Below are 24,667 nucleotides of genomic sequence, written 5' to 3' on the forward strand. Positions count from 1 at the left end.
TTTATGTATAGAGCTTCGATATTTAACTCAAATTTCTCTGCTAAGTCAAATGAAAATAATATCATAAAATTATATTTTCCATGTTTCATGGTAATTATCATTGACAATTAGGTTTATTTTTATGCTTAACAAAATAGTCGAGTTATTTAGAAGTAATGATACCAACCCCTTGGTATGATAAGCTTGCAGTAGTAAGAGCATGTGCTGTTGGAATTTATGTGATAGCAGGTGATTTACTTAAATCTCTGGCTTTTATTCTCAAATGTGGTGCCGATGTAGTAGCAACAATGGGAGCAATTCTAGCATATGAGCATTATACAGAAGCAACTTCGCAAGAAAGTCCGATGGCATTGATAGGAAATAAAGCACAAGCTGAAATATAATAATTAAATATTTTTAACGAATTTAGAGGACACACCGACTCTAAATTCGTATTCATTTACCATTCAAACCGTTTTTTAGTCTAATTTTGACTTGTTTTAAAGAACGAGGCGTTGCGTCCGTAACTTCAATTTCAATATTTTCTGAAATATCTATTCTAGTACCGATAGCCGGAACACTACTAACTCTAGTCAATACTAATCCACCTATCGTATCAAACTCATCATCATCATTTTGTAGCTTTTCTCCTATTATTTCTTCAAGCACTTCTACTTCAACACGTGCATTTGAAATAATTGTTGAGTTATTAATAACCTTGAAATTATCGCTATCTAATTGCTGATCATGCTCATCATCTATTCGTCCTACTATTTCTTCTATAAGATCTTCAATAGTAACTAAGCCGTCAGTACCGCCATACTCATCAACAACTATTGCAATATGTGTTCTCTCACGACGCATTTTTGCTAGCAAATCTAATAATTTCATAGAAGGAGCTGCAATTATATGCTTACGTATAAGCTTTTTTAAACGACCGTTTTGCTTTGTAGCCAATGCTTTAAATAAATCCTTGATATGAATGAACCCTACTACATTATCCAAAGTACCGTCATATATAAGAGTTCGTGTGTGTGGGACTTCTAACTTAATAGACTCACTTAATTCTTCTAGATTCGTAGTTAATTTTATTGCCGCAATATCGGAACGCGGTACCATTATATCTTCAATAGTTTTATATTCTAGCTCCAATAAATTAGCTAAAATATTACGCTCGTCTAAAGTCATTTTTTGGCTATTAATTTTAAGGCGTTTTATGACACCAAAAAAATTATCGGGCGTTTTTGTTTTTCTAAAAAAATTTTTTATCGGAGAGAATAATTTGCGTACAGTAAAAATTAACTTATTACTTTGATTTTTTTTACTAGAATCTTCTTTTTTTGAAGATTTTAACATAAATTTTTTTATTTAGTTAATAAGGGGAAAAAATACCGAAATATGATAATATTTCAATTTCTAGATTTTCCATAATATTTGCTTCTGTGTCATTTTGATGATCAAACCCAATTAAGTGTAAAATACTATGTATTAAAAGATGAATAAAATGATTCTCAAAAGTTTTTTGCTGCTCGCACGATTCATTATATATTACCTCATAACAAAATGCTATATCACCTAAATGCATATAATCAGAGTCACCTAAAAATTCAAGTTTAGAATATAAATCCTGCCAATTTAATTCGTTGCTTGGAAAAGACAGAACGTTAGTAGCTTTTTCTATATTACGAAATTGTTTATTTAAGGTCAATATTTCTGCAACATTTGTTAGTAAAATTGATAATTCAAATTGTTTTATTTTACTAAAATTATCAAATCGCAATAAAATATTTTGAGTTATTTTTTTGATTAAACTCTTATTTATCTGCTTATGCTCACGCCATTTGTTGTAGTTTCTTACAATTTCTACGTTTATCATTGTACCAAATATTGAATGAATAGTCGTTATAGACTTAGCTACAACTTAAGAGTATATTTTAAAAGCTGTATATCTTCATTAGAGATAACATTAATTTTAGATTTTAATCCTAATTTGTGTCATTATTTGACCAGTCATGGCTTTACCTTTTTTGCTACCTATCATTACGTAGGCTTCACAAGGATAGCATTTATCGATGTTACTAGTTAAAGGTATTACTTGCACACGATTTAATGAAGCATTTGAGTAATTATTGCCGGTCTTACCTTAGCGACTTCCCCACCTAACAAAGGATTAAAGTCGACCACCATACCTCACCTCTTTTCATAAAAATCGCGTTCTATTAACCCTTCTACCCACACTCATTGGCCTTCTCCTCAGCTTTTGTATCTTGAGCCATGGCTTTGTAAGAGGCTTCAAGCTCCTCATTAATTACATAAGGTTTTAAAAATTGCTCAATAAATTTGCTAATTTTACGTTCACCTATTGCAAGAATAAAGCCTATAATAAACCGCTTCATCTATAGTAATTGTCAATTTCTTCTGCATAAAATACTCGTATACACGTGTGTTACACGTATGATATCATATATATAAATTAATCAACATGAGGATTATTTACTTTAGTAAACAAAGATAATAGCTATGAAAACTGACCACACAGGCAATAAGCATGATATTTTAAGACACCAGTTTTTGTTGGTAATTCTCTTTTAATTTTTGAAAATCCTCATCGGCATGGTATGAAGAACGGGTTAGCGGACTTGCCGAAACCATCAAGAATCCTTTTGTTTTTGCTACTCGCTCTAGATATTTAAACTCTTCCGGCGTAACATATTTTGCGACCTCAGCATGATTTTTGGTAGGCTGCAGATACTGCCCGATAGTTAGGAAATCAACCTTTGCTTCTCTTAAATCATCCATAACCTGTACTACTTCATTTATTTCTTCCCCAAGCCCTACCATCATACCGGATTTTGTAAAAATTTCAGGAGATAATTTTTTGATATTATGAAGTAAGCTTAAAGAATTATAATATCTAGCCCCCGGTCTAATCGTTTTGTATAAAGACGGTACTGTTTCGACATTATGGTTAAAAACGTCAGGTTTTGCGTTTGCTATTATTTCAGCTGCTCCTTCTTTTCTTAAAAAATCGGGTGTTAGAATCTCAATAGTAGTATTTGGCGATGATTTTCGGATTTCGCTAATACACTCCGCAAAATGTGAAGCTCCGCCGTCCTCAAGATCATCACGATCGACGGAAGTAATTACTACATGCTTAAGATTTAGCTTTTGTACCGCCTCCGCTAACCTTTGCGGTTCATGCGGATCAAGTAAATCCGGTCTACCCGTTTTAACGTTACAAAACCTACAGGCTCTAGTACAAACCGAACCTAAAATCATCACAGTTGTATGTTTTTTTGACCAGCACTCACCAATATTAGGACAAGCAGCTTCCTCACACACAGTATTTAATCTCAGATTCTTTATTAAATCTTTTGTATTATAGTACTCTGTAGAATTAGGAGCTTTTACTTTTATCCAATCAGGTCGTTTATTTAAATTAGCCATAAAACGGAAATAATTTAATTAATTTTGTCACTTCATTTAATACTTTCTTCTCAAGATCGCTATTATCTTCATTATTTTTTAAGCCGTCTAAAATATCTGCTACCATATAACCAACTAATACAAAATCCTTTTCTTTAAAGCCTCTAGTAGTACATGCGGGAGTACCAAGGCGAATACCTGAAGTGATAAAAGGCGAAGTTTCATCAAACGGGATAGCATTCTTATTACACGTAATCCCTGCTCTATCCAAAGAATTTGCGGCAAACTTACCCGTGATTCCGTCTTTACGCAAATCCACTAAAACAATATGATTATCGGTACCACCTGTTAATATATCATATCCTCTTTCTTGCAAGCTACTTGCTAAAGCTTTAGCGTTACTTATTACCTGCTGAATATAACTTTTATATTCAGGCTGCAAATTTTCTAAAAAAGCTACGGCTTTTGCGGCGATTATATGCATTAACGGACCACCTTGTAGTCCTGGAAATAATGCAGAATTTATTTTTTGACCTATCTCTTCATCGTTAGATAAAATTAAACCGCCTCTTGGACCTCTAAGTGTTTTATGAGTAGTAGAGGTAACAGCGTGAGCGTAAGGAATAGGGCTTTGATGCTCACCTGTGGCAACAAGTCCTGCAATATGAGCAATATCTGCCATAAAGTAAGCTCCTACTTTATCCACGATTTCTCTAAATTTTGCAAAATCAATATTACGAGAATAAGCAGAAAAACCGGCTATAAGTAATTTTGGTTTATGCAAATCCGCTAAGCGTTCAATCTCATCATAATCGATTAAATAAGTCTCTTTATTTACACTATAAGAAACGACGTTAAACCATTTACCGGACATATTAGGAGCTGCACCGTGCGTTAGATGCCCGCCGCTATCTAAAGACATACCAAGAACCGTATCCCCCGGCTGTAATAAAGCAAGATATACAGCCTGATTTGCTTGTGATCCTGAATGAGGTTGGACATTTGCATATTTGCAGTTAAAGAGTTTTTTTACTCGTTCTATAGCTAAATTTTCAGCTTTATCTACTTCCTCGCAACCGTTATAGAATCGCTTACTTGGGTATCCTTCGGCATATTTGTTAGTCAGAAGCGACCCTTGAGCTTCAAGCACAGCAGGACTTACGAAATTTTCTGATGCAATAAGCTCGATTACGCTACTTTGACGTAGCTTTTCATGCTTTATTATTTCATTAATCTCTTTATCCGTTTCATGTAAATTTTTATTAAAAATATTCATTCATCCTCATATTTTTTTTGGTTTTGTTGTGTGGAGATCTAATCGTCATTGCGAGGAAAAATTGAAAATTTTGACGAAGCAATCTCGTACCAAAATCCTGAGATTGCCACGCAGCCTACGGCTGCTCGCAATGACGGTTATTTATAAAATTAATCGCAATCTCAAGCCCCCGTCCATCTATTGAATGAGCAAGAGACGTTAATTTATGTCCGCTATGCTCTATATGCAGCTTAGATAAATAGTTTGAAGCATTATACATCTCGCTAACACCGACCACCTCATCTAATTCCCCATGAATCAAGCATATAGGAGTAAGCTTATTATTAACTTCCATAGGTGGAATTAATGCACCCGAAAAACCTATAGTACAGAAAAACGGCTCTTTTTGAACTAGTGTTAAATATAACCCTATCATCGTACCTTGAGAAAAGCCAATAATGATAGTATCTTTGTTGGTTAGATTTAACTCGTCCTGCTTTTGCTTTATTATATCTTCAACCTTAGAAATATTATTTGCAATTAGCTTTGCCATAATATGCGGGCTGCGGTCTTGCAAACTAAACCATTGTCTACCATAAGGCATCATATCATAAGCCTCGATACCATGCGGGGAAATAAAATGACAATCGGGTAAATAATTTTTGATATAAGGCACAAGTCCTATTAAATCATGTCCGTCCGAGCCGACACCGTGCAGTAATACTACTAGCTTCTTCGGCGGCTGCTCTTTACTTTCTACTTCGGGGTATTCTAAATATTTGCTCATGTTTTTATATGTTTATGTACTTAAAATATTAAGGTTGAGTAGTAGTATACGAAGGTCAATTTCAAAAAGAGCAAGGAGCGGAGCGTATACTTAATACGTGAGCACCGCAGAACTTGCTAGACGACGACGCCAATTTTTGCAATTCACCGAGTATACGCTTTCAACATCTTCTCAAGTTCCCCACTTTGATATAACTCTCTAGCAATATCACACCCGCCGACTAATTCTCCGTTAATGTATAATTGTGGGAATGTCGGCCAGTCGCTAAATTTTTTTAAATCTTCACGTAATTCAGCATCAAAAAGTACATTAATATCACGAAATTCTACACCTAATTTATTCAAAATAGCTACTACGGTTCCTGAAAATCCGCATGCAGGCGACTCTTTAGTACCTTTCATGAACAATACTACTTTATTATTTTTTATTTCATTTTCTACAAATTTAAAATTTTTATTTTCTAGCATTTTAAGACTCAATAATTTATCTTCTAAAATACACTTTCTATAGCAATATATGCAAGCACAAATAGTTAATAAAATTTTTGAGATTTTTAGCAAGAATAATCCAAATCCGAAAACCGAATTAATATATAGGAATGATTTTACCTTATTAGTAGCAGTAATATTATCTGCTCAAGCCACCGATATATTAGTCAATTTAGCAACTAAATCTTTATTTGAAACTTATGATACACCAGAAAAAATTTTAGAACTCGGCGAAGAAGGACTTAAAAAATATATAAAATCTATCGGACTATTTAACAACAAAGCAAAAAATATTATCGCATTATGTAAAATATTGATAAGCAATTATCAAGCTTCAGTACCGAATGATTTTAAGGAATTAATTAAACTACCGGGCGTTGGCAGAAAAACTGCTAATGTTGTACTAAATTGCTTATTCGGCATGCCTACAATGGCAGTTGATACGCATGTCTTTAGAGTAGCCAAAAGGATCGGGCTTGCTAAAGGCGGTACTCCTGCAATAGTAGAAAAAGAGCTACTGCAGATTATCGATAAAAAATGGCTAACGCATGCCCATCACTGGCTAATTCTGCACGGCAGATATATATGCAAAGCTAGAAAACCCGACTGCGACATCTGCCCTATTAAAGAGTATTGCGATTATTATTTTAACCTTAAATAAGAGTTATAGTAAATCTTATAAATTACCAATTATTTCTGAATAATATTCATGTTCTATAGAATTAGGTTTAGGATCAAGCGTTGCTAATGTTTCTAAATGACAAGTAACGAACGGTGCACCTTTACCTTGCCCCATGAATAAAATAGATACAGCTGTTTGCAAAACCAAGCGAATTCTCCTTCCATTTGTGCACTAGTTAATTCATGTAATATATTACCGTTTTTATCATAAAGACTAAATAAATGTGTTGTCATGATCCTCAATAAGTTTTATAGGGGTTTGTTTATTATCTAATATTTTCTTGCTGATGTCCTATATATATTTTATCTAAAACTCCTTTTTTCTCATATTCTTTAAGAATTATTTGTGTCATTTCCTTTACCGGTACAGTAATCATATATTCTTTTTTATTAGAATAAATATCTTTGGCACAGGCGGCAATAAAACTATGAAGTTTAACTGCAAGATTTTTATGTTTTATAATAAAAGGTTTTTCTTGATATATTGGAAGTCTTGCTATACCAGAATGCGAAATAAAGCTTGCATTTTGAGAAGTCAGCATGGTTATAAACATCTCTATAGATGAAGTATCAAACGAGTCACCTTTTTGTCATATTTTATTGGAAACAAAGGTTACATAATACATCGGTTAAGCCTTGATCATGATAATCTAAACTAGCGGAAAAGGCATACTTCCCCTTATCAAAATTTTTTATCACCAGATCATTGCCTTGATAAGAACTTTGAAAGCTACTCTGCTTACCCAAAAAATCTTGCCAAGTAGACATATTCGCTCCGTTGACTTTTACCATATAAAAATGTAAATCATCTTCCTGTTTATAATGATGAATTTCTGAATTTACTTTTTGTATTTGTGTCTCTTGTAACTTTTTAGAAATACCCTGTAAATCAGAATATTGTTTTTATCTATTTTACTGAAATTATACTTAGAACCAAGCCGTAAAACTTACCCATACTGCATTTCAATTCCATCCGGGGTTTTAGCTTCTTTACATGCAGCTTTTATAAATTGACTTAACTGTTCTTCATCTTTAGTAAAACTAAGAATTTTTTTAATAAAGCCTCTTTTTTCTGTAATCTGTCATATTAACATCAGTATAATTAGTAGTAATATTTATGCCTGTTTTTAATCTTAAATTAAAAATATCTTCCATATATCTATAGAAGGTATAAATTTCTATAGTTTGGGGCTCAAAAGATGAATTATCATTTAATTGCAAAATAAAATCATTTACTTCTTTCCAATTTTCATAAGTTGATATATCAAGAGAGATAATTTTATCCTTTACTATATCAGGATTTTGAAGAAAATTAAAAATCTCTTGTAAGCTTATTCCCTCTAAATTTGTACAATCTAAGACACCGTCTTTCATAGAAGATAGTGCTTCTTTCAATTGATCATTGATTTCTTTCATTTTATAAATCTTTTAAATATTAATTCTTAAAGAAATACTAAGAAATTAATATTTTATCAACAAAATATCTTATGTAATTATAAAGATACGGCTAAGTGATGTGTACAAATACTTTAAATTTTAATATATTTTCAAGTTGACAATTTTTTGCTTACTTCATAATATCTAAACTCAATTTGATCAAGGTAAAATTTATGCGTTCAGCACTTATAACTTCTATATTAGTAGCTGTAGCTTTCTTAACAAGTGCTTGTAATACAATGCAAGGTACAGGTCAAGATATGCAGGCAGCCGGTAAAAAACTTGAAGATTCGGCAGAAAGAAATAAGCCTAAAAAAGATTGCGGCTGTCCTCACAGCTCAGCTAACTAAATATACTGTTTTTTATAATGGGTCGTCTGCTGATGCTTCATTTACTCGGAGTATATATCGCAGACGACTTTTTATTTGTCCGCCTTATCGATTCCTGCTTTTAGCTTTTCTATTTCTTTTTTTGAAAGTTTAGTATATTTAATTATTGTTTCTAGAGGCTCTTTATCAATTAGCATTTCTTTTGCTATTTCAATATTTCTTCTAGCTTCGCCTTCAGCTCTTCCTTCCTCTTTCATCTTTTTAAAAGCACTAGTTTCAATTCTAAGCCACTCTAAACGATTTTCATATTCCTCTCTTTCTGCATCATTTAAATTTATTACCTCAAGCACGGTTAATGCTTTTCTCAATACATCATTATCCAATTCTTGTTTAACTTTCTTGACGACATCAGATAACTCCTCCTTAGGATTCTTAGCAAATTTATTAAGCTCTATCATATGTAACTCTATATCTTTAAAATATACTAAACCACTTTTTATTTCCTTTAACTGAAAAGAATTATGATACTTATCTGTATCTGTAATACTGGTAAAGTTAAGTATGTGTAGTATCCCTATTGTTTTATTTAATGCCGCATAATCTGATCCCTCTTTCAGTTGCTCCGTATACATTTTCGCCCAGTAATACAAAGCTCTTTTATCGTAATCTGCTGCATCGGTTACTTGGATTTCGATATTATACCTTTTACTGCTTTCACTTTTGGCTTTTATATCAAGTATAGATAGTTTATCGGCTTTAAAATTCTTTGGATTATACGGATTAAGTAATGTTACTTCTACAATCTGATCTTTCTCACTTACTATCGAATTAATAAGCGATATCAATAAATCTTTTCTTCTACTCAGATTTTTTTAAACGCTAAATCTACTCTTGGATTAACTTTTGACATATTATTATGTTACTGAATGTTATTTTCTCTTTATTTTAGCATATTCTGAGGTAAATATTCTACTATAAATTTATATTAAATCTTTTGCTTATTCACCAATCTATATATCTCTTTTTTACTATAAACATCTTTGAATTTGTCATAAACAAGTTCGGTAGTAGTTTTGCTACTTAAGTTTTTACTTAAGCAAAGTTCTATAAATTTTTCTAATTTTTTTTGTTGGTTTTGTTCCTGTATATTTCCTGAAATCAACAATACTATCTCACCTTTTAAAATATTATTTTGATAGCACTCTATTATTTCATCTATATCCCCTGTTTTTATTTCTTGATACAGTTTAGTTAACTCACGAGCTACACATATTTCTCGGTTTCCTAGTATTTCCTTAGCTACCGATAAAGTATTTATCAAACGAGGAGCCGTTTCAAAAAAAATCAAAGTAGCCTTAAGATTTACTAGTGCAGAAAAAATCTTTTTCTTACTTTCTATAGTTTTAGGTAAAAACCCGTGAAATAAAAATCGATCAGTAGGAAGAGCCGATAAAGTTAGAGCAGTAACCGGTGCAGACACTCCCGGTACTACGTCTATATGACAATTAAGATTGCGTATATCTCTAACTAACTTATAGCCGGGATCGGAAATTAAAGGAGTCCCTGCATCAGAAATTAAGCTTATTATATTGCCCGATTTTATTAAACTTATGATATTTTCTCTATCTTTCTCGTCACTATGATCATTATAAATTTGTAATTTTGTATGAATGTCATGTTTTGCTAGCAATTTTTGTGATATTCTAGTATCCTCGCATAAGATAATATCCGAATTTTTTAAAGTCGATATAGCACGAAGCGTTATATCTTCAAAATTACCGATCGGTGTTGAAACAATATATAATCCCGGTTTGGAAAGATATCTAATCATAGTTTTTTAATTTTAAGTAACATTATGGCTAGTATAAAACATAAACTACGAATCGTTCTATCATTTTTTTGCTTGATATATTTAACGTCCTGTCAAACTCCTAAAGAAGCACCTATAAGTTTTCCTAAAAAAGCACAAAAAGAAATTGAGATTGCAATTTTAATGCCAAATCAGGGTCCTGATAGTATTGTCGGGAAACAATATAAAGATTTAATTAAAATGGGACTTAACGACGGAATCAAATCTTACATACATGTTACTTCTTACGACGGTTCAGACGAAAAAAACGTTTTAGCCGCTATGGATAAAATAGTAGCACGTAAAACTAAGATTATTTTAGGTCCTCTATATTCTAACTTTACCTCTCTAATAGCCGAAAAAGCCAAGGCCAATGATATTATTATAATAACTATGTCAAATAATCCGGCTCTTGCAGAAGATAAATTATTTGTATTCGGTCATGCACCTTTAAAACAACTGATACGTATCATTAATTATTACGCAAGTAACGACCATAAAGATTTTATGGCATTATTACCTAAAGGGAAGCATTCGCAAACTATTAGTCAAGTAATGCAAAATATATTGATTCAGAACAATGCATCATTATCACACACTGAATTTTATGAGGATAATCCTGAATCTATAGCAAAAGCCGCAAGAAATATTTCAGACAATACCGATATTATAAATGAACGTAGCGACACGACAAAACCGGTTATTTATCTATCAGACGATCCAAAAAATTTAAACCTACTCGCTGATAGTATTCGTAAATATAATTTAGATAAAAAGGCTATTTTAATCGGTGATAATCGTATTGATATCGATTACCCTGAAAATATCGATATTAGCTTTACCGGCTCTTTAAATTTACTCAATAGCAACGTTCCGGATAGGGCAAAAGACTTAGGTATTAACCATATAGGCTTCATGCATCTTCTTTCTTATGATTTAGGACGTATGACTGCAAACTATATAGGCAATGAATTTGCATCTGAAAGGTTTTTAAATAGAATGAACAGTAGACAACCTTATATAGGTTTATCCGGTAATATTCATTTCATCGATGGAGTAGCTCAGAGACGATATGATATTATTAGGAAAGAGAATGGGATATATTCTACTGTTTCAGGAAATTAGGGAGTTGTTGTATCTTGGTCACTCAATGGCCTGACCATGTGTTGTACGAACGTTCAGGATGTCATTCCTGCGAAAGCGGGAATGACATTGAGTAGGTTTTTCAAGCCATGCAACAAGGCTGGTCAAGCCACGGGATGATAAAGGGACACTAAAAATTAATTATTTATTTTTATCATTATCACTACCGTCGCCTTTCATGCCGTCTTTAAAAGCTTTAAGACCTTTAGCAAGATCGGACATGACTTGCGGTAATTTGCCGGCACCGAATAATACAAAAATAATTAATAAAACTATTAATAAATGGCTAACGCTCATTCCCATGATATTTTTGCTGTATAAGTTAAAATTTAATTATATAAGATATTATAGCTCTAATCTAGGATAAAATAATTAAAGAAATGTTTACTAAAAAACAATTTTCAGAATTTTTTGCTACTTTTTTTTATATCGGGAAAATAAAATACTGCCCAGGCACTTTTGGATCGATTACTGCTTTCCCTCTAACTTATTTCTTAATATATTTTATTGTTAATAACAAAATAATCATTCCTTTCTTAAGTCTTACTCTCGGTGAAGCTCAACTTGTCAGTATATTTATTATAAGCTTTAGCCTATGTTTGATACTCTTAATACTCGGCACTTATTTTACTAAAATATATTTAAATCATACAAATTCAGAAGACCCTAAAGAAGTGGTAATTGATGAAGTAGTAGGGCAAATGCTAACTATCGTTTTAGTATTTTTTTCCGCTTTATTTGCTAATGAATCGTATTTAATTAAATATTTTAGTCCGCTAACAATAAATATTATATTACTTTTCGTATTACCTTTTTGTCTATTCCGATTTTTTGATATAGTAAAGCCCTGGCCTATTAATTGGTTGGACAAAAATATTAAGGGCAGTATCGGCGTTATGCTTGATGATTTGCTAGCCGCAATGTTTGCTGCGGTAACTCAATACGCAATTATATTTGTGTTAATAGATATTCGACAATAGATTTGCTATAAAAAAAGATCATTGACTAATTTCTAATATAATAATATAATACGACAAATATTTATAAATTTTTAAAGAGATAGTTTTCATGTTCGCAGTTATAAAAGCAGGTGGAAAACAATATAAAGTAGACAGAAATAGTATTATTAAAGTCGAAAAAATTGATGGAGAACTTGGCTCTAAAATTCAGTTTGATCAAATTTTAATGATTGGCGAATACTCAAAGCCTTCTTTTATTGGGACTCCAATAGTTAAAGGGGCTGTCGTTACGGCTGAAATTACTAACCAACTTAAAGATAATAAAATTATAGTCTTTAAGAAAAAGCGTAGAAAAAATTATCGTCGTAAAGCCGGTCATCGTCAAGAATTGACGGAATTAAAAATATTAGATATTACCAAACAATAATAATAACTTAAAAGGAATTATAAAATGGCAACCAAAAAAGCCGGTGGTAGTTCTAGGAACGGAAGGGACTCGGCCGGTCGAAGGCTGGGAGTTAAGAAAGCCGATGGACAATATGTAATACCCGGTAATATTATAGTTAGACAACGCGGCACAAAAATTCATCCTGGAACGAATGTAGGGCTTGGTAAAGATCATACAATATTTGCTTTGATAGAAGGTAAAGTAGAATTTTTAACTAAGCGAAATCATAAAATCGTGAACGTTAAAGAAATTGCCAGTACTTATTAAGTATTACGGTTTGATCTACTAGTGTTACGTGGAACGAAAAATGCTTTTTATGGCATTGTTGCGTTGATTGGTAAAATCCACTTTGTCACCCCGTGGCTTGACTACAGGGTCCATAAAAACAATTTAAAGTACTAATATTATTAGTATTTTAAGCTGGATCCTGTGATCAAGTCACGAGATGACAATTGAAAACCGTTCCACATAATAATGTCTGTAAGTGAGCTAGATGACAACAGGCGGAAATTAATTATATAACATAATATTCTATTAGGCTTTCTTTACTTATGGCCTTAATAATTCAAAAGTTTGGTGGCACTTCCGTTGCAAATATTGATAGAATCAAAAAAATCGTTCCTATCATCAAAACCGAAATAGCTAAAAATAACCAAGTAATTGTAGTAGTTTCGGCTATGGCAGGTGTTACTAATCAACTTGTCACATTGTGTAATGAAGTATCAAGCCTTAACAACATTTCTCAATTTGCAGAATATGATGTAGCACTTTCTAGCGGTGAAATAGTCACTGCTTCATTACTAGCGCTCGCTCTTCAAGAAGAAGACATAAAGGCGCGATCATTTCTAGCTTGGCAATTACCGATGCTCACCGATCATAATCATAGTAAAGCTTTAGTAGAATCAATTACTACAGATTTACTAGAAAAATATTTACAGTTAAATACCGTCCCTATAATAGCCGGTTTTCAAGGAATTAACAAATCCAATAGGTTAACTACTTTGGGCAGAGGAGGATCTGATACTACTGCCGCCTTAATCGCTGCAGCTATGAAAGCCGATAGATGTGATATCTATACCGATGTAGAGGGAATATTTACTGCTGATCCAAGAATTATTCCAAATGCCAAGAAGATAAAAGAAATAGATTTTTTAGAAATGTTAGAACTAGCATCAAGTGGAGCAAAAGTACTACACCCTAGAGCCGGAGAGTTAGTAATGCGGTATAAAATAGATATGCGTGTTCTGTCAACATTTTCACCGGATACAGAAGGTACGTTAATCACTTCAAAGGATAAAAATATGGAGAATGGGATTATTAACAGCATTACTTCTAATAAAAATTTATTAAAAATATCTGTAAAGAGCATTTCTTTAAGTTTTTTGCAAGTTGCAAATATGATTACACAAAATAATAATCATATTGAGTTTATGCAAGAGACAAAAAATAATGAAGAATATAGTTTTATTACAAATTTAACCGATAAAAATAATTTACAAGCTTTACTGACTAATTTAAAAGATGATAAGCAGATACAAGATTTTACTTTTGATACCGAAATTGCTACAATCTCTCTTATTGGTTATGGGATTAAAAATGATTGTAAATTACTTGAAACGATATTATCAAAGTTAACGAAAGATAATATAAATGTTAACATGATACAATTATCAGAAGTTAAAATTACCTTATTCATAAATGATCAAGATGCAGAAAAAACAATTTTTAATTTATATAATCTTTTTAAAATATCTTAGATTCTGCACCTGAAATTTAATTTATAGTACAAGAAGTGAAAAAGACATGGTTCCTACTACAGAAAAATTTTATAATTTGTGACCAAAAAAGTTAAAATAGATTAATTTAAATTTCATATATAAGACCTAAATACTTAATTCAATAGCTTAAATTTATTATTTTCATTATAATTATCTTCTATTTACTATTTATTAGTTATATATTAATAAATAAGTCTAAGAGACTATCTATGAAGTTATTTTAACTCTCAATTTTTAGGAGTAAATTTTACAGGAAAAAATAATGAGCGAAGATATAAGGTCAAAAGAAAGATTTAATCAGATTAACGATATATCAGAAACAAATAAAGATGGTCCAGAAGAAATTAGAAATAATTTTAAAAAATTTGTACTGAATATATTAGAAACAGACAATATAACCCCGTATAAGTTAAGTGAAAAAACAGGTACTCATGAAACAGCGTGGAAAAATTTTCTAGATGGTCGTACAAAAATGCCTGATATGGGAGCAATTGTTGCTCTTGCAGATTATAAAAATGTTCCACTAGATGAAGTAATAGGCAGAGATATAAATAAAACAAAAAAGATAACGGTAGAAACAAAACAAACTCCGAAAATATCGGCATCTATAGCTAAACTACCAAAAGATATGCTTCAAGAAGCCATGTTGATAGGAGAAAAAACTAGAGGATTTATTCATAAACCCACAAATAAAGAGACAAAATCTTTTGCTGAACAAGTTAAAAGCTCTAATAAACCGAAAGGAAGGTCTATCTAAATAAAAATATGTTTTTCAATATTGATCCTAATATAAAACCTTACTTGATATTCTAAAATGGAAAATAACTTCAAAACGACCAAAATGGCCAACAGCATTGCCGCTTACTACCACTGATATTCCACCACAAAAAATAACTAACAATAAAAATACACAGCTAAATCTCGATCGCTTCAGACAAGATGAATTTAAGGACGAGTCTGCACAGTGTACATTAGTTTTATTGATAACGCTCTCTATTACATTTAATGCATTCATTACATTATTCCTACCGGAATAAAGAGGAACTCATAAAATATAGTACTAATGAGCAATATTTAAAGCTAAAATCATATGATAAGGATTTATATGAACAATTAAAAAGGTTGCCTCCAAAAGAGCTAGAAGACAAGAGAATTAGTTATAAGAATGAATATATAGAAGTTACTAAAACACATGCTGTAAGTACAATAATTAATTGTTCAATTTGGATTATAGTTAGCCTTTTTTTATTGTACATTTGGGAGATGTATAAAAATACGCAAAACAATAATAATTAATCAAGCTGTAATATCTGTGCAGATTTTATAGAGCTTTCTAGATGAGAGGATAGAAGAACAATACCGCCGCTATTTGCTTTCATGACAATTAGATTATTTAGTAAATCCCTATTTTCTTTGCTTAAGTTAGTTTCAACTTCATCAAGTAGCCATAAGTCAGATTGGCAAGCAATAAGCCTTGCTATGGCTATGATTTTCTGCATTCCGCTAGACAAACTATAGCATTTTTCATCTAATAAGTCGTGTAATTTAAAGTAATGAATAGCAGCATATAGGGTTTCAGCGGAATTATAAATTTCCGACCAAAATTTTAGATTCTCAAAAACAGTCATTTCTGATTTTAGACCTAAATTATGACCGATATAAGTGCAGTAAAGTTTAGCGACATTGTTAATATTACAGTTTCTATAGTAGATATTACCGCTACTCGGTTGCATAATTCCTGCTATCATTCGTAGCAACGAGCTTTTCCCACAACCGTTGGCTCCTTTTATATATGTGATAGAAGAAGGAAGAAAAGTAATATTTAGATCAAATAAGTTTTTAAATTGTAATTGATGAAGTGATAGCATGTACTTGTCATACCGTGGCTTGACCACGGTATCCATAAAAGCAATTCAAAATACTAATAATTTTACTAGATATCGTGGTCAAGCCACGGTATGACATCTATTGCTTTTTAATAAATTTAATTTTCATGATGCTCTTCTGGTGTGGTCCCAGTTAATTCTGTATTATCTTGTTGATTATTATGACCAATTCCAAGTTTCTCACGAGCATCTCTTAAAGCTTCTTTATGATCTGATGCATCAGGATTTACCACATGCCTTATATCTATGCCTGTTACCTTATTAGCTTCTTGACCTAGTTTTTTAGTTGCGTTGTCTAAATTCATGGTTTATTTTTTTAGCTTCTTTTGCTATTTTTCATATAAATCTCACTTTTAAGTTCTATAATTAGAGTAGCATTTATATTTTTTGTAAGCAATTAAAATTTTACCAGCAAATTTTCCACCGATAAGCTAAATACATTTAAAATAGAACTCGGCATTAGACCAAAGTAAATAATTAATAATATTAAAGGAGCTATTGAGATTATTTCGTATTTATATAAATCTCTGAAATGCATAATTTCTTTATTGGTAATTTCACCGAGCATTACTTCTTTGTATAATTTCAGCATGTAAACCGCCCCGAAGATTATGCCGAGAGCTGCTATAAAGGTTGCTACTACATTCACCTTATAAATCCCAAGCAGGCTTAAAAATTCTCCAATAAATCCACTAGTTCCGGGTAACCCGACAGAGCCGAGCATTGCAATCATAAAAAATGCGGCAAGCACCGGCATTTTACTTGCTACACCACCATATTTAGCTATTTCTTTTGTATGCAATCTTTCGTACAAAGTACCTACTATTAAGAATAGACATGAAGAAATCACGCCGTGGCTAAGCATCTGAAATATTGCTCCGCTAACTCCGGCTTCAGTAAAGCTAAAAATACCTATCGTAACATATCCCATATGTGCAATAGATGAATATGCTATCATCTTCTTCATATCTTTTTGAGCAAGAGCAACAAGTGATGCATATATTATAGCAATAACGCTAAGGTAAATTACGTAAATTGCAAATTCTTGTGATACACTCGGACATAGAGGTAGTAATACTCTTAAAAAACCGTAACCGCCGAGTTTTAGCAAAATACCGGCAAGAATAACCGAGCCGCTGGTTGGAGCTTGTACGTGTGCATAGGGTAGCCAAGTATGAAAAGGAATCATAGGGATTTTAACGGCAAAAGCAATAAAGATAGCCCACCATAAAATTTGCTGAGCAAATAATGGAATATTATCGGTAAGTTGAAAGATATAAGTTAAATCAAAGCTATGCATTTTGCTATAAATATAAATTAATGAAAGTAGGAAAAATACAGAACCAAAGAACGTATATAAGAAGAATTTAAGAGCCGCATATATTCTATTCTCGCCACCCCATACGCCGATAATAATATACATCGGCACTAATATTGCTTCAAAAAACAGATAAAACAATAGTAAATTTACCGAGGTAAATGCCCCTATACAAAAAGATTCCATTAATAAAAAACATACCAAATATTCTTTAATATATTTTTTAACGGTAAATAAGCTTCCAATTATACAAATAAGAGTAAGAAAAGAAGTTAGAACCACAAAAAATATTGATATGCCGTCAACGCCTACATGGAATTCAAGCCCGATCTTATCAAGCCAAGCGTAGCGTTCAATAAATTGATAAGCGGGGTTTGAGGAGTCAAACTCTATTAAAATATAGATAGTTGAGATGAATGTTAAAACAGAACTAAGCACTGCAACATACATTACATATATCGGTTTATCTGCTTTTTTACTTTGACTAATAAACAGCAAAATATATAGCACGCTTATTAGCGGCAGAAAAATACTGATAGATATAATAGGTAATTCTAACATTCTTTAAGATTTTATAAGTTTTTTCCGTCATGGTGAGGCAAATTATGAAGTAATTGATGAAGCAATCTCAGGAATTTGTTATTATTTCATGAGATTGCCACGCTCTCTACGTTTGCTCGCAATGACGGTTTTAGTTTTTAACGCAAATAACATCAGTACATTATGTTTTTCCAAACAAAATAACTAATTGTTACAACAATAAATGATACTATATACAAAGCATAATTAAAAACATATCCTGTTTGTATTTTGCCGGTAAGAACGCTAAAGCAATTAACAACTCGTGAAAAACCGTTTGGTCCAAAACGATCGATTATTTGCTGATCGCCAAGATAACATAAAGAAGCTAAACAGTTAATAGGTTTCACAATTAAGCAATTATATATTTCATCGAAGTAATATTTATTGCGTAATATGTTGGAAATTAATACAAGGGGTGTTATCCCGCGGTTTGACCGCAGGATCCAGGCGTTTTTAATATTTTTACTGGATTTCCGCTTTTGCGGGAATGACATAACAGTACTTGACTTATATAAGTAAATCCCAGTAACAATCCCCACTATACCGACTGCCATAGGTAGTAGCTTAATATATAAAGGCGGGTGGCTAATTAGTAATTTATAAATATGTAAATTAAATAGGCTTGCATGGAAATAACCGTTTGGTTTGTCCATAGCAAGTAAATAATAGCCGATCATACCGCTAAAAAAGCTTCCGGCGACAAGTAATATAAGTGGATTAGTCATTACTTTAGCCGGTTCGTGAGCATGCTCAAAAACATCTTTTTCTAGCTTAGTTTTGCCATGAAATACCAACATAATAATCTTCATTGAATAAATAGCGGTAAGTATTGCTGCTGCTATTCCAAAAATAAACATAAACGAGCCACTACTATAAGCCGCTTCTAAAATCGAGTCTTTAGAGTAAAATCCTGCCAAAGGATAAATCCCTGTTAGTGCAAGTGAGCCGATTAAGAAGTTGCCATAAGTTACCGGCATTTTATTTCTTAAATCACCCATTTTAAAAATATCTTGCTCGTGAACGGTATGTATTACGTTGCCGGCTGATAAGAATAATAAGGCCTTAAAAAAGGCATGAGTTACTAAGTGAAATATTCCGCTATTATAGGCAGATACTCCGCACGCCATGAACATATAACCAAGTTGACTGCAAGTTGAGTAAGCAATAATCTTCTTGATATCGCTGTGCATAATAGCAATGCTTGCAGCAAAAAGACAAGTAACACCGCCGATAATCGTAATAAATTGTAGAATTAAAGGGCTATATTCAAATAAATACGAGCAGCGTGCTACTAAGAATACTCCTGCCGTTACCATAGTTGCTGCATGAATAAGTGCAGATACCGGAGTCGGTCCTTCCATCGCATCAGGAAGCCATACATGTAAACCGACCTGTGCAGATTTACCCATACAACCGATGAATAATAATAAACAAATAATGTCTAGAATGGAAAAATGTAAAAATATTTTTGTATTAGATAATAATTCTGCAGATGACAATACATCTTTGTAATTTGCCGAGCCACAATAAACAATAATCGTCATTACGCCTAAGATAAAAGCAAAATCGCTGGCTCTATTTATTATAAAAGCTTTAATCGCTGCTTTATTGGCTGATTCTTTTGAATACCAAAAACCTATTAGTAAATATGAGCAAACGCCGACGCCCTCCCAACCGAAAAATAACTGTAAGAAATTATCGCTAGATACTAGCATTAACATAAAAAAAGTGAATAAAGAAAGAAAAGACAAGAAGCGTATAATCCCCTTATCTTCGGCCATATAGCCAAGCGAGTAGATATGCACGACGCTTGACACCCATGTTACGGCTATAAACATTATGCTAGTTAGCTGATCGATATAAATCGACCAATTTACTTTAAAATTTCCAACTTCAATCCATGGTAATAATTTAATATGGATTATATTCCCGTCTAAGCCCGCATCGCAAAATATTATCAATGAGAATAAGGCAGATAAAGATAAAAAGCCGGTTGCAATTACTTGCGCTAATTTTTTGTCTATTACCCTTACGAATAACCCGTTTATTATGCTAGATGCAAGCGGTAACATAATGATCATTATGGAAATATTTTGATACATCATTATCCCCGCATCTGATTAATGTCGGTAATTTCAATTGAGCCTTTATTACGGAAATATATTAGTAATATTGCAAGCCCGATTGAGGTTTCGGCAGCTGCTACGGTTAAGATTATAATACTAAAAATTTGTCCCGATAATTCTTGCATATATACGGAAAATGCAATAAAATTTATGTTAACTGCAAGCAGCATTAACTCAATAGACATTAATATATTGATAATATTTTTGCGATGCATAAATAATCCAAACATTCCGATAGTAAAAACTAAGCTGCTTAAGATTAAATAATGATTAAGCGAAATATATTCATTCATATTTAATATTCTCAACACCTTTATTTAGAATAGGCTTTGTCATTAATACGGTATTTTCTTTATTGTGACGTAGTTGTTTTGATATATCTTGACGTTTTACTCCCTCACACTTCTTTAGTGTTAACGTAATACATGCAATCATAGCGACAAATAATATAAGGCCCGCCATTTGAAACGGTAGCATAAATTCTGTGTAGAGTACGCCTCCTATTGCTTTAGTATTTGAGATATTATTTGTTATGGCAAACGATACATTGGAGTTGAAATTAATATTTTTAGTACCAAGTAAAATAATTATTACTAAATCGGCAAACATAATCAAAGCTATTAAAATACTTAAAGCTAGATTTTCTTTTAGCTGCGTTATTGTCTTATTAAAATGCATATCTAGCATCATTATCACAAATAAGAATAATACTGCTACAGCTCCAACATAAATCACTATCAGCATCATAGCTAAAAATTCTGCTCCAAGCAAGATCATAAGCCCTGCACCGTTGATAAATGCAAAAATTAACCATAATACCGAATATACGGAATTTTTGCTTAAGACAACGCATAAGCTACTGATAGTTATTAATGTTGCAAATAAATAAAAAAATATAGGCATGGTGTTTATATAGGTTGTGTCTTATCTCTATTTTATCCTCGTAAAACTCGTTTTACCACATTAGGTTCTTTCTCAATAATCTTGAGAAGTAATTTTGCAGCTCCGGTAGGTAATCTTCTGCCTTGTTCCCAGTTTCTTAAAGTTGCAACACTCACTCCAAATGTTGTAGCAAATTGTTGTTGTGTTAATTTTAACTTATCTCTTGCTTCATGTACGTCTATATTAGATAATTTTATATCATATTTATTTGCTTTTAATTTTTCTTTAGTGTATAAAACAGCCTCTTGCATTCCAATTAATATACTTTTGTCGGTTTGATTAATATTTTTATTATTCATTTTTGCCTCTTCCGACATATAATTTTACCAATTCTTCAGTTAGTTTTTTTAATTCATTACAACTATTATGATTAATATTTTCCATCTTGCTTTTTATAAAACCTGTTATTAAAAATACCAGCATATTTTCATTGTAGTAAAAATAAATTATTCTTATACTGCCACTTTGATCTTTATTATTACTACTTAAAGCAAATCGTAACTTTCTTATACCTCCAGTGCCTTTTATTATATCACCTTGATCAGGATTAGCAGCAATGTAATGTATTATTTTAAAGCATTCTTTTTCATTTAAATTATTCTTAGCGAATTTTTGAAACTCTGGAAGCTCAACAACTGAAATCAGTTTTTTACTCATAATAATTATACGCCATTGGCGTAGGAGAATCAATAAATAATTTTTCTTTAGTATCATGGATACCGTGGCAAGACCACGGTATGACAGAGTGCAAATTGGCTACACCAACAAAGCATTAGAAGAAAATTTCTTGATCATCGGAATAAATAAGCTTTCTAGTTCTTTGCGTATTTCTTCCTTGTTTTCTACTTTTTGACCTTCTTTACTCAAAGTTAGCTCGCCTTTTTCTACATGACCAAGTACAGCCTCAATGATTGCTTTTTTATCATGTTTACCATCCATATATCTAAGTGCAAACTTCTCAAAGAAATTAACGCCGATCGGTTCATGTCTTAAATTTGTAACCCACATAGAAGGTGTATGGGTTGCTTGATGTATCACCATTTTTGTTGTTTTAGGCTTATCAAGCTCAGGGTTATTTCGATACTTCTGATTTGTAATACTAATATAACCTTGTAGTACTAGCTTCATTGCATTATTTAAAAGCTCAGCTTTGATTTCGTTTAATTTAGTATTATGTAGCTTTTTATTAGCTTCAGTGGTTATTTTCTCAAAGCTTAACGGATTATTTAGATTTTCGCTGAAAGTGTATAAAATAGCTTTCATATAAGGCGAACTAGTTGTTAAGTTAGAGTCTTTATTGCCGTTTAAGAAGAATTTTAAATTTTCGGAAGCATTATTAAGATCTACTTCTTTGAGTGGTTTTTCAGGCACTATATTAAAGATTATATTAAATTTCGTTATATCATCATTGTTAATATTTCTATTAATTTTCACATCACTATGACATAGTAAAGTGGTTCTAAAACGACGATTCGTAATGAAATCCATATATTGTTCGGTTCTAACTATATCGTTTACCGCTTTTAACTGCTCTACTACTTTCGGTGGCATATTACCGAGATACATAGTCGAAAGATTACAATCGGCTAAATATTGTAAATTGTGCTTTCTTGCTTCATTCATAAATTCATGGAAGTAGAATTGAGCATTTTCTTCTTCTAGATGATCATGACGTAAATAATGATCGGTTTGTTTAGCAAGTAGCCCTGCTTCGGTTTTTAATGCTTCTGCATAAGGAGTTTTAGAGTTTTCTAAGCTATCCTTAACAAATTCTAGTAACAACCTAGATTGAGCTATTCTATCCCGTACATTTGCAAATGAGCTAGAATGATACATCATCATATCTCTAATAGTACGGACCATGTTCCAGCCAGGGAGGGTATTATAGCTAATATATGCTATTCCGTTTGGACTAAGATTTTTATTACAAACTTCAAAAATTTTATCTCTAACGGTTTTTGGTACCCAAGAAATTACGCCATGGCAAATTATATAATCAAACTTACCGAAAGAATCGTCAATATCGGTTATCGAACAATGATGGAACTCTATATTTTTTAATCCTAGTGCTTTAACATTTTTATTTGCTTCGTCAATTTGTACCTTAGACAAATCAACCCCAACAAAATGAGCTTTTGGATAAAGAACTGCATGTGGTATTAAATTACCGCCTGCTGCACAACCAAGCTCTAATATTTTTGCATTCTCGACTTTAGGAGCATTTACACCGAAAAGAGTTGCAAGTGTACTTAAGTGATAAGGATTTGTAAAAGCATATGGGTAGCTTTCATACGGTACTTCATCATAAGTGTTATGATCTGAAACCACACCGTTAACAACGGATTGTACGGAATGTGTTTTTTTTGCCATCTTATCATGACCGTTAGGGGTAGAAGAAGAGTTAGTAGCTTTTGGAGACATATTTTTTCCTTATATAGTTGAATTATTCGTGTCATCCCGCGGCTTGACCGCGGGATGACATTGTAGCTTTCATATAAATATTTCACAGAATTATTAAAATGGCAATCTATAAGTAAATCCTACGCCAAATTCTCCAACGGCTATAGTTTTTTTGATAGGATTTGCTGGCACGAATTGCCCCGTTTTCATATCAAGCGTATCATAATTAATTCTTACTCTATATGCTGTTTGTAATTTTGCAGTTGCATCAATACTTAAATTTGAAGTTACATCTTGTGAAATTCCAAGACCTGCTTGCCAAGCAACACAATTTTTATGAGTTTTTCTTACTTTAAAATAATCGCTATTTATAACACTCCACCTAGAAGAGGTAGGCTTAACTTTTACTTGTGCTATTCCACCTCCAAGTATTACAAAAGGTGTGAAAGTTTTTATTTTTTCTAAATCATAAATAAGATTTAGCATATATATATTTGATAATACGGTAGTATTACCTGGGGTTTTAGGAATAGTGAGACCATTACTTAAATTTTGCTGAGGTAATACGTAGTGCAGACGATATTTAGGTTGATAAGTTGCTGAGAATTCAATAGCTATCTGTGGATATATTATATAGCCTATTTTCCCACTATACATACTTGATTTTTTTAAAATTATTTCGGTATTTGAGTGTTTATGTCGGAATTTACTAATGACCAGTTCAACTATTCCGCCTTCTGCTCCTATATAGACCCCTGTTTCTTTTGCGAAAGCAATGTTATTAAAAATGATGATAGTAATAAAAAATAATTTTAGTAATTTAGTCATTATAATTGCTTAAAAAATAAAAAAAT

32 protein-coding genes and 2 pseudogenes are annotated in these 24,667 nt (G+C 32.1%); 11 read left to right on the forward strand and 23 right to left on the reverse strand.

Features of this window, described 5'->3' with window-relative positions; translation table 11 throughout:
* The first annotated feature begins 155 nt into the window (after positions 1-155).
* Positions 156-383 carry a hypothetical protein gene (locus MCC_RS06350; protein ID WP_014409013.1) on the forward strand — a complete coding sequence of 76 codons (228 nt, stop codon included), beginning with the start codon at positions 156-158 and terminating at the stop codon, positions 381-383.
* A 52-nt stretch (positions 384-435) separates the two neighbouring features.
* On the opposite strand, the gene tlyC is transcribed toward MCC_RS06350, so the two are convergent.
* The 5 genes from tlyC to glyA form a co-directional block, all read right to left on the reverse strand.
* Complete coding sequence (gene tlyC / locus MCC_RS06355) at positions 436-1,335, reverse strand: hemolysin C (protein WP_014409014.1); 900 nt, start codon at positions 1,333-1,335, stop codon at positions 436-438.
* Between the two features lie 16 nt (positions 1,336-1,351).
* A complete protein-coding gene (ybeY, locus tag MCC_RS06360) occupies positions 1,352-1,855 on the reverse strand; it encodes an rRNA maturation RNase YbeY (RefSeq protein WP_014365447.1) in 504 nt (167 codons plus the stop codon).
* Between the two features lie 352 nt (positions 1,856-2,207).
* Complete coding sequence (locus tag MCC_RS09205; protein ID WP_014409016.1) at positions 2,208-2,375, reverse strand: hypothetical protein; 168 nt, start codon at positions 2,373-2,375, stop codon at positions 2,208-2,210.
* 160 nt (positions 2,376-2,535) lie between these two features.
* Positions 2,536-3,426: a lipoyl synthase gene (lipA, locus tag MCC_RS06370; protein ID WP_014409017.1), complete on the reverse strand. Its 891-nt coding sequence runs from the start codon at positions 3,424-3,426 to the stop codon at positions 2,536-2,538.
* Positions 3,419-4,681, reverse strand: coding sequence for a serine hydroxymethyltransferase (gene glyA, locus MCC_RS06375; protein ID WP_014409018.1), 1,263 nt, complete (start codon positions 4,679-4,681; stop codon positions 3,419-3,421). The genes lipA and glyA overlap by 8 nt, the downstream gene beginning before the upstream one ends.
* Positions 4,682-4,709: 28 nt before the next feature.
* Here glyA and MCC_RS11560 point away from each other — a divergent pair.
* Positions 4,710-4,829: pseudogene (locus tag MCC_RS11560) on the forward strand (zinc ABC transporter substrate-binding protein); the annotation flags it as partial.
* Here the strand turns inward: MCC_RS11560 and MCC_RS06380 are convergent.
* Together MCC_RS06380 and grxD are read right to left on the reverse strand one after the other, a co-directional pair.
* Entirely contained in the window at positions 4,797-5,447 is a 651-nt protein-coding gene (locus tag MCC_RS06380; protein WP_014409019.1) for an alpha/beta hydrolase family protein, read from the reverse strand. The pseudogene MCC_RS11560 and the gene MCC_RS06380 overlap by 33 nt on opposite strands.
* Positions 5,448-5,590: 143 nt before the next feature.
* A complete protein-coding gene (gene grxD / locus MCC_RS06385; RefSeq protein WP_014409020.1) occupies positions 5,591-5,914 on the reverse strand; it encodes a Grx4 family monothiol glutaredoxin in 324 nt (107 codons plus the stop codon).
* Between the two features lie 49 nt (positions 5,915-5,963).
* Here grxD and nth point away from each other — a divergent pair, with 49 nt between their 5' ends.
* Positions 5,964-6,596: an endonuclease III gene (gene nth, locus MCC_RS06390; RefSeq protein ID WP_014409021.1), complete on the forward strand. Its 633-nt coding sequence runs from the start codon at positions 5,964-5,966 to the stop codon at positions 6,594-6,596.
* A gap of 15 nt (positions 6,597-6,611) precedes the next feature.
* Here the strand turns inward: nth and MCC_RS09215 are convergent, their stop codons facing one another.
* From MCC_RS09215 to MCC_RS09695, 3 genes are all read right to left on the reverse strand, one after another.
* Positions 6,612-6,758 (reverse strand): hypothetical protein, encoded by a 147-nt coding sequence (locus MCC_RS09215; protein ID WP_155813872.1) that lies wholly within the window; start codon positions 6,756-6,758, stop codon positions 6,612-6,614.
* 124 nt (positions 6,759-6,882) lie between these two features.
* Complete coding sequence (locus tag MCC_RS06395; RefSeq protein WP_014409023.1) at positions 6,883-7,158, reverse strand: hypothetical protein; 276 nt, start codon at positions 7,156-7,158, stop codon at positions 6,883-6,885.
* A gap of 511 nt (positions 7,159-7,669) precedes the next feature.
* Positions 7,670-8,032, reverse strand: coding sequence for a hypothetical protein (locus tag MCC_RS09695; protein WP_041405454.1), 363 nt, complete (start codon positions 8,030-8,032; stop codon positions 7,670-7,672).
* 194 nt (positions 8,033-8,226) lie between these two features.
* On the opposite strand from MCC_RS09695, the gene MCC_RS06410 reads away from it, so the two are divergent.
* Entirely contained in the window at positions 8,227-8,403 is a 177-nt protein-coding gene (locus MCC_RS06410; protein WP_014409024.1) for an entericidin A/B family lipoprotein, read from the forward strand.
* Positions 8,404-8,474: 71 nt separating this feature from the next.
* Here MCC_RS06410 and MCC_RS06415 read toward each other — a convergent pair whose 3' ends face one another.
* Both MCC_RS06415 and rsmI read right to left on the reverse strand, forming a co-directional pair.
* Positions 8,475-9,227, reverse strand: a complete 753-nt coding sequence (locus MCC_RS06415; RefSeq protein WP_014409025.1) for an Rpn family recombination-promoting nuclease/putative transposase — start codon at positions 9,225-9,227, stop codon at positions 8,475-8,477.
* 140 nt (positions 9,228-9,367) lie between these two features.
* Positions 9,368-10,213 carry a 16S rRNA (cytidine(1402)-2'-O)-methyltransferase gene (rsmI, locus tag MCC_RS06420; RefSeq protein ID WP_014409026.1) on the reverse strand — a complete coding sequence of 282 codons (846 nt, stop codon included), beginning with the start codon at positions 10,211-10,213 and terminating at the stop codon, positions 9,368-9,370.
* Between the two features lie 24 nt (positions 10,214-10,237).
* Here rsmI and MCC_RS06425 point away from each other — a divergent pair, with 24 nt between their 5' ends.
* Positions 10,238-11,356 carry a penicillin-binding protein activator gene (locus tag MCC_RS06425; RefSeq protein ID WP_014409027.1) on the forward strand — a complete coding sequence of 373 codons (1,119 nt, stop codon included), beginning with the start codon at positions 10,238-10,240 and terminating at the stop codon, positions 11,354-11,356.
* A gap of 159 nt (positions 11,357-11,515) precedes the next feature.
* On the opposite strand, the gene tatA is transcribed toward MCC_RS06425, so the two are convergent.
* Positions 11,516-11,677: a twin-arginine translocase TatA gene (tatA, locus tag MCC_RS06430; protein WP_014409028.1), complete on the reverse strand. Its 162-nt coding sequence runs from the start codon at positions 11,675-11,677 to the stop codon at positions 11,516-11,518.
* Positions 11,678-11,754: 77 nt separating this feature from the next.
* Here tatA and MCC_RS06435 point away from each other — a divergent pair, with 77 nt between their 5' ends.
* From MCC_RS06435 to MCC_RS11285, 6 genes and pseudogenes are all read left to right on the forward strand, one after another.
* Positions 11,755-12,354: a phosphatidylglycerophosphatase A family protein gene (locus MCC_RS06435; RefSeq protein ID WP_014409029.1), complete on the forward strand. Its 600-nt coding sequence runs from the start codon at positions 11,755-11,757 to the stop codon at positions 12,352-12,354.
* Positions 12,355-12,442: 88 nt separating this feature from the next.
* Positions 12,443-12,760, forward strand: a complete 318-nt coding sequence (rplU, locus tag MCC_RS06440) for a 50S ribosomal protein L21 (protein ID WP_004997480.1) — start codon at positions 12,443-12,445, stop codon at positions 12,758-12,760.
* A 24-nt stretch (positions 12,761-12,784) separates the two neighbouring features.
* Positions 12,785-13,048 (forward strand): 50S ribosomal protein L27, encoded by a 264-nt coding sequence (gene rpmA / locus MCC_RS06445; RefSeq protein ID WP_014409030.1) that lies wholly within the window; start codon positions 12,785-12,787, stop codon positions 13,046-13,048.
* 284 nt (positions 13,049-13,332) lie between these two features.
* Complete coding sequence (locus MCC_RS06450; protein ID WP_014409031.1) at positions 13,333-14,538, forward strand: aspartate kinase; 1,206 nt, start codon at positions 13,333-13,335, stop codon at positions 14,536-14,538.
* Positions 14,539-14,821: 283 nt separating this feature from the next.
* Positions 14,822-15,316 (forward strand): hypothetical protein, encoded by a 495-nt coding sequence (locus tag MCC_RS06455; protein WP_014409032.1) that lies wholly within the window; start codon positions 14,822-14,824, stop codon positions 15,314-15,316.
* An 8-nt stretch (positions 15,317-15,324) separates the two neighbouring features.
* Positions 15,325-15,536 (forward strand): annotated as a pseudogene (locus tag MCC_RS11285) (palindromic element RPE3 domain-containing protein); the annotation flags it as partial.
* 315 nt (positions 15,537-15,851) lie between these two features.
* Here the strand turns inward: MCC_RS11285 and ccmA are convergent.
* The 10 genes from ccmA to MCC_RS06510 form a co-directional block, all read right to left on the reverse strand.
* On the reverse strand, positions 15,852-16,427 hold the full coding sequence (ccmA, locus tag MCC_RS06465; RefSeq protein WP_014409034.1) for a heme ABC exporter ATP-binding protein CcmA: 576 nt from the start codon (positions 16,425-16,427) through the stop codon (positions 15,852-15,854).
* 116 nt (positions 16,428-16,543) lie between these two features.
* On the reverse strand, positions 16,544-16,750 hold the full coding sequence (locus tag MCC_RS06470; RefSeq protein ID WP_014409035.1) for a hypothetical protein: 207 nt from the start codon (positions 16,748-16,750) through the stop codon (positions 16,544-16,546).
* A 92-nt stretch (positions 16,751-16,842) separates the two neighbouring features.
* Positions 16,843-18,324 carry an NADH-quinone oxidoreductase subunit M gene (locus tag MCC_RS06475; RefSeq protein ID WP_014409036.1) on the reverse strand — a complete coding sequence of 494 codons (1,482 nt, stop codon included), beginning with the start codon at positions 18,322-18,324 and terminating at the stop codon, positions 16,843-16,845.
* Positions 18,325-18,476: 152 nt separating this feature from the next.
* A complete protein-coding gene (gene nuoL, locus MCC_RS06480; protein ID WP_014409037.1) occupies positions 18,477-20,450 on the reverse strand; it encodes an NADH-quinone oxidoreductase subunit L in 1,974 nt (657 codons plus the stop codon).
* Complete coding sequence (gene nuoK / locus MCC_RS06485) at positions 20,450-20,764, reverse strand: NADH-quinone oxidoreductase subunit NuoK (RefSeq protein ID WP_014409038.1); 315 nt, start codon at positions 20,762-20,764, stop codon at positions 20,450-20,452. Before nuoK ends, nuoL begins: the two co-directional genes overlap by 1 nt.
* A complete protein-coding gene (locus MCC_RS06490) occupies positions 20,757-21,374 on the reverse strand; it encodes an NADH-quinone oxidoreductase subunit J (RefSeq protein ID WP_014409039.1) in 618 nt (205 codons plus the stop codon). Before MCC_RS06490 ends, nuoK begins: the two co-directional genes overlap by 8 nt.
* A 32-nt stretch (positions 21,375-21,406) precedes the next feature.
* On the reverse strand, positions 21,407-21,712 hold the full coding sequence (locus tag MCC_RS06495; RefSeq protein ID WP_014409040.1) for a helix-turn-helix domain-containing protein: 306 nt from the start codon (positions 21,710-21,712) through the stop codon (positions 21,407-21,409).
* Positions 21,705-22,127, reverse strand: coding sequence for a type II toxin-antitoxin system RelE/ParE family toxin (locus MCC_RS08580; protein ID WP_081498446.1), 423 nt, complete (start codon positions 22,125-22,127; stop codon positions 21,705-21,707). The genes MCC_RS06495 and MCC_RS08580 overlap by 8 nt, the downstream gene beginning before the upstream one ends.
* Before the next feature lie 42 nt (positions 22,128-22,169).
* Positions 22,170-23,834 (reverse strand): methyltransferase regulatory domain-containing protein, encoded by a 1,665-nt coding sequence (locus MCC_RS06505; protein WP_014409042.1) that lies wholly within the window; start codon positions 23,832-23,834, stop codon positions 22,170-22,172.
* Positions 23,835-23,927: 93 nt separating this feature from the next.
* Positions 23,928-24,641, reverse strand: coding sequence for an outer membrane protein (locus tag MCC_RS06510; protein ID WP_014409043.1), 714 nt, complete (start codon positions 24,639-24,641; stop codon positions 23,928-23,930).
* Positions 24,642-24,667: the final 26 nt, after the last annotated feature.

This window comes from Rickettsia rhipicephali str. 3-7-female6-CWPP, assembly GCF_000284075.1.
Taxonomy (GTDB): Bacteria; Pseudomonadota; Alphaproteobacteria; order Rickettsiales; family Rickettsiaceae; genus Rickettsia; species Rickettsia rickettsii.

Excerpts from the sequence above, each read along its gene's own strand:
- MCC_RS06350 (WP_014409013.1), top strand. The coding sequence starts at position 156 with ATGATACCAACCCCTTGGTATGATAAGCTTGCAGTAGTAAGAGCATGT.
- tlyC (WP_014409014.1), bottom strand. The coding sequence starts at position 1,335 with ATGTTAAAATCTTCAAAAAAAGAAGATTCTAGTAAAAAAAATCAAAGT.
- ybeY (WP_014365447.1), bottom strand. The coding sequence starts at position 1,855 with ATGATAAACGTAGAAATTGTAAGAAACTACAACAAATGGCGTGAGCAT.
- MCC_RS09205 (WP_014409016.1), bottom strand. The coding sequence starts at position 2,375 with ATGAAGCGGTTTATTATAGGCTTTATTCTTGCAATAGGTGAACGTAAA.
- lipA (WP_014409017.1), bottom strand. The coding sequence starts at position 3,426 with ATGGCTAATTTAAATAAACGACCTGATTGGATAAAAGTAAAAGCTCCT.
- glyA (WP_014409018.1), bottom strand. The coding sequence starts at position 4,681 with ATGAATATTTTTAATAAAAATTTACATGAAACGGATAAAGAGATTAAT.
- MCC_RS06380 (WP_014409019.1), bottom strand. The coding sequence starts at position 5,447 with ATGAGCAAATATTTAGAATACCCCGAAGTAGAAAGTAAAGAGCAGCCG.
- grxD (WP_014409020.1), bottom strand. The coding sequence starts at position 5,914 with ATGCTAGAAAATAAAAATTTTAAATTTGTAGAAAATGAAATAAAAAAT.
- nth (WP_014409021.1), top strand. The coding sequence starts at position 5,964 with ATGCAAGCACAAATAGTTAATAAAATTTTTGAGATTTTTAGCAAGAAT.
- MCC_RS06395 (WP_014409023.1), bottom strand. The coding sequence starts at position 7,158 with ATGCTGACTTCTCAAAATGCAAGCTTTATTTCGCATTCTGGTATAGCA.
- MCC_RS09695 (WP_041405454.1), bottom strand. The coding sequence starts at position 8,032 with ATGAAAGAAATCAATGATCAATTGAAAGAAGCACTATCTTCTATGAAA.
- MCC_RS06410 (WP_014409024.1), top strand. The coding sequence starts at position 8,227 with ATGCGTTCAGCACTTATAACTTCTATATTAGTAGCTGTAGCTTTCTTA.
- rsmI (WP_014409026.1), bottom strand. The coding sequence starts at position 10,213 with ATGATTAGATATCTTTCCAAACCGGGATTATATATTGTTTCAACACCG.
- MCC_RS06425 (WP_014409027.1), top strand. The coding sequence starts at position 10,238 with ATGGCTAGTATAAAACATAAACTACGAATCGTTCTATCATTTTTTTGC.
- tatA (WP_014409028.1), bottom strand. The coding sequence starts at position 11,677 with ATGGGAATGAGCGTTAGCCATTTATTAATAGTTTTATTAATTATTTTT.
- MCC_RS06435 (WP_014409029.1), top strand. The coding sequence starts at position 11,755 with ATGTTTACTAAAAAACAATTTTCAGAATTTTTTGCTACTTTTTTTTAT.
- rplU (WP_004997480.1), top strand. The coding sequence starts at position 12,443 with ATGTTCGCAGTTATAAAAGCAGGTGGAAAACAATATAAAGTAGACAGA.
- rpmA (WP_014409030.1), top strand. The coding sequence starts at position 12,785 with ATGGCAACCAAAAAAGCCGGTGGTAGTTCTAGGAACGGAAGGGACTCG.
- MCC_RS06450 (WP_014409031.1), top strand. The coding sequence starts at position 13,333 with ATGGCCTTAATAATTCAAAAGTTTGGTGGCACTTCCGTTGCAAATATT.
- MCC_RS06455 (WP_014409032.1), top strand. The coding sequence starts at position 14,822 with ATGAGCGAAGATATAAGGTCAAAAGAAAGATTTAATCAGATTAACGAT.
- ccmA (WP_014409034.1), bottom strand. The coding sequence starts at position 16,427 with ATGCTATCACTTCATCAATTACAATTTAAAAACTTATTTGATCTAAAT.
- MCC_RS06470 (WP_014409035.1), bottom strand. The coding sequence starts at position 16,750 with ATGAATTTAGACAACGCAACTAAAAAACTAGGTCAAGAAGCTAATAAG.
- MCC_RS06475 (WP_014409036.1), bottom strand. The coding sequence starts at position 18,324 with ATGTTAGAATTACCTATTATATCTATCAGTATTTTTCTGCCGCTAATA.
- nuoL (WP_014409037.1), bottom strand. The coding sequence starts at position 20,450 with ATGATGTATCAAAATATTTCCATAATGATCATTATGTTACCGCTTGCA.
- nuoK (WP_014409038.1), bottom strand. The coding sequence starts at position 20,764 with ATGAATGAATATATTTCGCTTAATCATTATTTAATCTTAAGCAGCTTA.
- MCC_RS06490 (WP_014409039.1), bottom strand. The coding sequence starts at position 21,374 with ATGCCTATATTTTTTTATTTATTTGCAACATTAATAACTATCAGTAGC.
- MCC_RS06495 (WP_014409040.1), bottom strand. The coding sequence starts at position 21,712 with ATGAATAATAAAAATATTAATCAAACCGACAAAAGTATATTAATTGGA.
- MCC_RS08580 (WP_081498446.1), bottom strand. The coding sequence starts at position 22,127 with ATGATACTAAAGAAAAATTATTTATTGATTCTCCTACGCCAATGGCGT.
- MCC_RS06505 (WP_014409042.1), bottom strand. The coding sequence starts at position 23,834 with ATGTCTCCAAAAGCTACTAACTCTTCTTCTACCCCTAACGGTCATGAT.
- MCC_RS06510 (WP_014409043.1), bottom strand. The coding sequence starts at position 24,641 with ATGACTAAATTACTAAAATTATTTTTTATTACTATCATCATTTTTAAT.